8 protein-coding genes and 2 pseudogenes are annotated in these 6,299 nt (G+C 43.3%); 6 read left to right on the top strand and 4 right to left on the bottom strand.

The genetic code is table 11. The features are described from left to right. Together KIV40_RS11035 and KIV40_RS11040 are read left to right on the top strand one after the other, a co-directional pair. Window positions 1–287: helix-turn-helix domain-containing protein (locus tag KIV40_RS11035; RefSeq protein ID WP_285349190.1), on the top strand; the 287-nt coding region annotated here is incomplete at its 5' end. 103 nt (window positions 288–390) lie between these two features. After that, the gene (locus tag KIV40_RS11040) at window positions 391–585 is read left to right on the top strand and encodes a hypothetical protein (RefSeq protein ID WP_285349191.1); all 195 of its coding nucleotides are present in this window, start codon (window positions 391–393) and stop codon (window positions 583–585) included. A 128-nt stretch (window positions 586–713) separates the two neighbouring features. On the opposite strand, the gene KIV40_RS11045 is transcribed toward KIV40_RS11040, so the two are convergent. After that, on the bottom strand, window positions 714–1,460 hold the full coding sequence (locus tag KIV40_RS11045) for an ion transporter (protein ID WP_285349193.1): 747 nt from the start codon (window positions 1,458–1,460) through the stop codon (window positions 714–716). 64 nt (window positions 1,461–1,524) lie between these two features. Further along, window positions 1,525–2,727, bottom strand: coding sequence for a low temperature requirement protein A (locus KIV40_RS11050; RefSeq protein ID WP_285349195.1), 1,203 nt, complete (start codon window positions 2,725–2,727; stop codon window positions 1,525–1,527). A gap of 321 nt (window positions 2,728–3,048) precedes the next feature. On the opposite strand from KIV40_RS11050, the pseudogene KIV40_RS11055 reads away from it, so the two are divergent. The 4 genes and pseudogenes from KIV40_RS11055 to KIV40_RS11070 all read left to right on the top strand — a co-directional run bounded on the left by KIV40_RS11055 (window position 3,049) and on the right by KIV40_RS11070 (window position 5,621). After that, window positions 3,049–3,633 (top strand): annotated as a pseudogene (locus KIV40_RS11055) (NAD(P)H-dependent oxidoreductase). 10 nt (window positions 3,634–3,643) lie between these two features. Further along, entirely contained in the window at window positions 3,644–4,210 is a 567-nt protein-coding gene (locus tag KIV40_RS11060; RefSeq protein WP_285349197.1) for a carboxymuconolactone decarboxylase family protein, read from the top strand. 75 nt (window positions 4,211–4,285) lie between these two features. Further along, window positions 4,286–4,942 (top strand): DsbA family oxidoreductase, encoded by a 657-nt coding sequence (locus KIV40_RS11065; RefSeq protein WP_285349199.1) that lies wholly within the window; start codon window positions 4,286–4,288, stop codon window positions 4,940–4,942. Between the two features lie 139 nt (window positions 4,943–5,081). Beyond that, window positions 5,082–5,621 (top strand): peroxiredoxin family protein, encoded by a 540-nt coding sequence (locus tag KIV40_RS11070; protein ID WP_045065341.1) that lies wholly within the window; start codon window positions 5,082–5,084, stop codon window positions 5,619–5,621. Between the two features lie 106 nt (window positions 5,622–5,727). Here the strand turns inward: KIV40_RS11070 and KIV40_RS11075 are convergent, their stop codons facing one another. Both KIV40_RS11075 and KIV40_RS11080 read right to left on the bottom strand, forming a co-directional pair. Beyond that, a complete protein-coding gene (locus tag KIV40_RS11075; protein WP_285349203.1) occupies window positions 5,728–6,093 on the bottom strand; it encodes a helix-turn-helix domain-containing protein in 366 nt (121 codons plus the stop codon). A gap of 78 nt (window positions 6,094–6,171) precedes the next feature. Then, window positions 6,172–6,299: pseudogene (locus KIV40_RS11080) on the bottom strand (IS630 family transposase); the annotation flags it as partial.

Genomic DNA, 6,299 nt, shown 5'->3' on the forward strand with positions numbered 1-6,299 from the left:
AACTATCCTGCCAGAGGGGGTTAGCCGCAGCGATGGCCAGAGACGACTATGAGACTCGACGAAAACGCCAAGCCCAAGGGATAGAAAAAGCCAAAGCATTAGGAAAATACCAGGGTCGAAAGCCTGACTTAAGGCTAAGAGAAAATATTCAACTCTTACTTGCAGAAGGTAAGAGTTGGTCGCAGGTACAAGAACTCTTGGGATGTAGTCGCTCAACGATTGCGACAGTAAAGAAATTAACTGCCACATCGAAGTCTAACAGTCAAAATTCTATCATAACCAATTGAAATTATTGAATAAACATTTATTCAACTTGTATTCAATCGTTTATCATAGGATTGAATTCATATTTAGGAAATCGTTAAATGGCAAGAGGTACAGCACCAGTAAATGGTCACAGAACAGCAAGTGCTAGAGCTGATTGTCCAGCATGCAGTAGTCGTGGTAGTTACCGTTCATATTCTTCGTACCAATCGCCCTCGTACTCTTCGTATGGAGGAGGTAGCAACAGCTCAAGTGGTTCAAGTTCAAGCCGTCCTAGACCTAGTTGGTCAGCTTCTGGTTCTGCTTAGGGTCATCTGGTGATACAGATGGTTCACTCTTATCGTGGTGAACAACGCTTCATACGACTTCAGGTCGCACGGACAAAAATGAGTTACGAAAAAACTCATGAATAACTACAAGTATGGTAAGTCTAGCCGCGGGATAGCAGACTACTCATTTCTTTCAGTTTGCTTTTTTAGTATTGATTTCAATTCCCGAACCTCTGCTTTGAGCTCATGCACCTCTTCTAAGATCTGAACCTCCATCTTACGCTCGTTAGAAGTGTCCATGATCCACGAGGCGAGAACCGCGGTAAAGCTACCAAACATACCAACGCCAGTCGTGATTAAAACAATGGCAACAATGCGCCCTTCTAGAGTCACAGGGAAAAAGTCACCGTATCCAACCGTTGTGATGGTGACGAATGTCCACCAAAACGCATCACCAGCGGTATGAATATTGGCACCCGGCATGTCCTTCTCAAGATAGAGAATATAAATCGAACCAAACACCATCATCATCAATGAAGTGACCACCATAAAATGCAGTGACGTCGACGCTTTGTTCTCATTGATTGCATGAGAAATCATAGAGATAGATTTGATTGCACGGATTAGGCGAAACACACGAATCAAACGAGCAAACTGGTTCATCTCCATTAACGGAATACAAGAGATAAGGTCAAGCCAGCCCCATTTCATGTATTCAAGCTTTGATGGCGCAGCACGATACTGCTGCACAAAATCGATAAAGAAGATCATGCAGATAAAGGTATCTACGTAAATCAATATCTGAAGAATTTCAGGCGGTAACTTAAAGATAAGTTCAACGGTTAATGAGACCACAACATACAAAGACAGTATTAAGACTGCCAATTGAAAGCTTGTGATTTGTTCCGGTACTTTTGGTCGATACATAATGGCAATCCAGTGAACCGCAAAGTAGACTGCCCTGCGGTTCAAACAAAAGGGCTTAATCGAGCTATTGCTCAGCTTCTTCAGTCAGGGTTTTAAATGCAGTTCTCACAGGAATGAGGATCTGAGAGAACAATGCTGCTCCCCATACGACATTGGCTACAATTGAAGGAACAAACGACACAATAGCAAGCGTCACAAAGCACAGCGCAATACCAATATAACGAACTTTAGCAGTAGCAAAACGATGGGCCGTGCGAAGTTCAATCACGTTTTGAATCTGAAGCAAGCAATACAGGTATGTCGCCAAGCCTAAACAACCAATCAACGCATATTTGAATGGGTATTGATCCATAAAGCTAATCTTCACTTCCGCTGACAGTGCAACACCTATCATGACAGCAGAAAGCATCAAGAACAGGTGAGCGACCGTCCACTTGATGAATGTTTTCGGCTCATTATCACGCGGCTTGCCATTACCAACAAAGTCAAAATAGATCCAACATAAGACGAAAATAGAGAGACCACCAAATGCGTAATTAACAAACACATCGCCAACCACATCATCGATGCCCTTTTCTGCAAGAGTAATGACAAGCTTAAAAAAGCCCTCGCCAGCAACGATAAGTAGTAGCAGTACAAAACGTTCCGCCATATGTCCAAAGCGCGGTAAGAATCGCTTGCTGTAAAGTACGCCAACTTTTGGCGCGACATACAACGCAGCTAAAACCACCATCCCGGCAGCAAAGACCATGTAGCTATATGGCGCAGGGAGAAACGCACTAATAAAGAAGATGACTGAGGCAATAGCAAAGTTTCGTGACATGCGACTTGGTAGACAAATCTCACTATCTTCGACCGTTTTAGCCCTGAAATAGAGCAGTGACATAATCGCTCGGTTTATCGCGTAACCTATAGCAAAGTAAGCCCAACCAGCACCATCAATATGCACTATCGCTGATGACATGATCATAATGGTGATAATCTGCGCCGCCATAATGTAACGGTGCTGGACATCGGTGCTGACATAAATGGAGTTAAAAAGGCTTAAGTCAAACCAGGCAACCCAGATCACGGTAAACAGTGCAGCAAAAATGGCAAAACCACCAAAGCCAAGATGATGACTTAAGAAGTTCCCAAGAACAAAAATAGATACCACATGGGCTAAATCGTAAAAAAGCTCAATCCAATGCACATGATCATTGCTGCTATCTGCATCAAGATGATGTTTTGGTTTACGCCACAATGGGTGTTTTTGGGATAAATCCATACAGTTATGTCCTCTATCGGTTAGTACTCGATTCTGTTTATGTGGTTTATTATTGTAACCTCCTGCGATATTTCAAGCAGTATCCTTTTGGTAACCTATTTCTGCTTATCTATGCCTGCCCTTAACTCTTAACTCTTAACTCTTAACTCTTAACAAAAAATAAAGTGCCAATTAAACATCAGCTTACTGTCAATTTTACTGAAAATTATAGTGGTCACTAAAAGTTAACTAGTTGCAGTCTGATTCTAGGCAACCATAATAAACCGCAAGACATCGAAATCATTATTCGCTCTGTAAACATCCAAATATTGAAGGGTTAACATGAGTAACGTTCTAATCATTAACGCACACGAACCATCTCCATTTTCTGAAGGCAAACTAAATGCGGCTTTAGTTGAGAAAGCTCGCACCCAGTTAGAGTCAAAGGGCCACGAAGTTTGTGTAGTTACAATGCAAGATGACATCGTAGTTGATGAGCAACTGGCGCACTTTGAATGAGCAGACCGCGTAATCCTTCAGTCTCCTGTCAACTGTATGACCATCCCATGGTCTTTCAAGAAATACATGGATGAAGTATTCACTGTGGGGATGGGTGGTGCGCTATGTGCCTTTGATGGCAGAACGCCAGAAGAACCAAAGAAAAATTATGGAACAGGCGGGACTCGTACAAATACGAAATACATGCTTTCTTTCACATTCAATGCACCAGAAGAGTCATTCAATGATGATAGCGAATACCTATTCCAAGGTCGTAGTGTTGATGACTTGATGTTCCACATGCACGCAAACTTCCGCTTCTTTGGCATGTCTGCACTGCCAACCTTTGCTTGCTACGACGTTATGAAAAACGCAGACATTGAGAACGACTTTGCTCGCTGTGAAGCGCACCTAGACGCTAACTTCTAAGGAGATAACCATGAGCACTGAATTTACTTGTTACAACGCCGAAACCGCACCTGAAGAGTCTAAAGCTCTGGTAGAACAGTCTCTTAAAGGCTTTGGCATGCTACCCAATCTGCACGCAGTTCTTGCTGAAGCACCAGCGACGTACGCAGCATACAACACGGTTTTCGGGCTGTTTATCAAGAACACAACATTCAGCCCGCTAGAGCAGCAGGTGGTCTTCATGACAGCGAACTTTGAGAGCAACTGTCACTACTGCGTTCCGGGTCATACATGGATGATGACAGCAGGCAAAATGCCAGATGAAGTGATTGAAGCGCTGCGCGAAGGTACTCCAATTCCTGATGTGAAGTTACAAGCGTTGCATGATTTTACTAAAGAGCTGCTTGATAACCGTGGTCATATTGGTGATGAAAGACTACAAGCCTTCCTAGATGCAGGTTTCACCAAGCGTCAAGCACTTGAAGTACTGACGGGTTTGTCTGCAAAGCTTATCTCGAACTTCACTAACGCACTGGCACATACTGAACCTGATGCGCCATTCCAAAAATATGCGTGGACGCATCCTAACGAGCGTTAATCTAAACCAACAGCAATAACACCACTCAAGTACTGTTTGCGTAACGCCTACAGTACTTTCTAATAAGGAATCATCATGAGTAATATGATTAAACTCGACATTATTAGTGATGTCGTTTGCCCTTGGTGCATTATTGGTTACAACCACTTACAAGCCGCTATTAAAGAGCTTGGCATTGAAGACCGCATCGAGATTGAATGGCAACCTTTTGAGCTCAATCCGAATATGCCTGCTGAGGGAGAAAACCTTCGTCAGCACGTTGTACGTAAATATGGCAGTAGCGTAGAGGAAAGTAAAAACGCGCGTATTCGTATCGCCAGCATTGGCGCGGAGCATGGCTTCAAGTTTAACTACTTTGATGACATGAAGATGGTGAACACATTTGACGCACACCTTCTGCTTGATTACGCCAAGAGTTTGGGCAAACAGACTGAACTAAAAATGCGTTTATTTACCGCATTTTTCAGTGAGCAGAAAGACATCTCTGACCGCGAGATTCTCAAGCAAGAGCTAATCTTTGTAGGCCTTGACCCTGAAGAAGGAATGCGCTGGCTAAATGATGCGGAGCAACGTAGTGCGATACGTAACGCAGAGAAACAATGGCAGCAAATGGGTGTTTCAAGTGTGCCAACGGTCGTCTTCAACCGTGAGTCTGGCGTTTCTGGGGCGCACCCAGTTGAAGGTTATAAACAAATCCTATCTGAACTGATGGCTAAGGCGGATGCAGAATAATGCTTTGCCGTTTTCATCCAGACGAGGTAGACATTCTCACGCCCATAGCTAGGTTACTAAAAGTATACCATTTACAACTGGTTTCCTAGTGGTTTATCTTTTTATCTACTTATTTGTAAACTCAATTCAAGGAGTCGAGATGACATACTCACAGAAGCTCAAAGCCGGTGACACTTTCCCTACATTAGAAGCAACAACCTTGGATGGGACCAAAGTTACGCTAGGTCAGCCTCAAGGTGATGCAACATGGCAAGCGGTGTTTATCTATCGTGGTAAGCATTGTCCACTTTGCACCAAATACCTTAATGAAATTGAGACCTACAAACAGGCCTTCAGCGATGCAGGCGTTGATATTTTGGCTGTCTCTGGCGATTCAAAGCAACAATTAGAACAACATCTAGAAAAGCTCGATATCAGTTTCCCTATTGCTTATGGTCTAAGTGAGCAACAAATGAAGACGTTAGGGCTTTATATTTCTCTACCGCGTTCAGAAGCAGAAACGGACCATAACTTTGCAGAGCCGGGGCTATTTGTCGTCAATGAGCACGGCAATGTCCATGTCGTTGACCTATCAAACAACCCATTTGTAAGGCCAGAGCTTGGCGCATTAACTCGCGGTCTAGCCTGGATTCGTGATCCAAATAACCATTACCCAATCCGAGGAACGCTAGACTACTAAGCCTCAAGCCTTCAAAGGTAAGAATTAAAAAGGCAACCTCGTAACAGGTTGCCTTTTTTAATTCGGTTGTCAGTGATTGTTGTAGCCAACACTGTTGAACGGCACATTATTTAATCTGAACATTGTTACTTTCAGACCACTTCCTCAATTCATCAAGAATTGTCAGAGCGCTTGTGCCAAACTCAGTCAGCTCATAACTCACCGCTAGTGGCTTGTCATTGATCACGCGACGTACCACCATATTTTCACTTTCTAGCTCTTTTAGGCGTTGGTCAACCATCTTCTTACTGGCTCCGCCCAACATTCTTGTAAGATCATTAAATCTGACTGGGCCGTCTTTCAGGTGGTAGATGATGGAACCTTTCCACTTAGAACCCAAGATCCGCATGCCTTTTTCTATCGCACAAGGCTCAGAGCAGGCATTGATAACATTCTTACGTCCTTTGGGGTCTATTTCTACTCTTGCTTTCATACAATCTCACCAATCAAGAAACCAGATAGCTGGGGTTCATTCATTGAAAGAAGCCACAAATATCTGGTTTATACCGAATCAACTTGAAGATGCAGGCTTGAGAATCTGAAAATTATCATTAATTCGAGATGCCAAAGAGCCTGCGATCTCTGGAAGAGTCACTGCAAAAAATTGGTCTATTGCCTCCTTGAAGTCCCGTTTCCTTT

The sequence above is a fragment of the Vibrio sp. D173a genome, assembly GCF_030248475.1.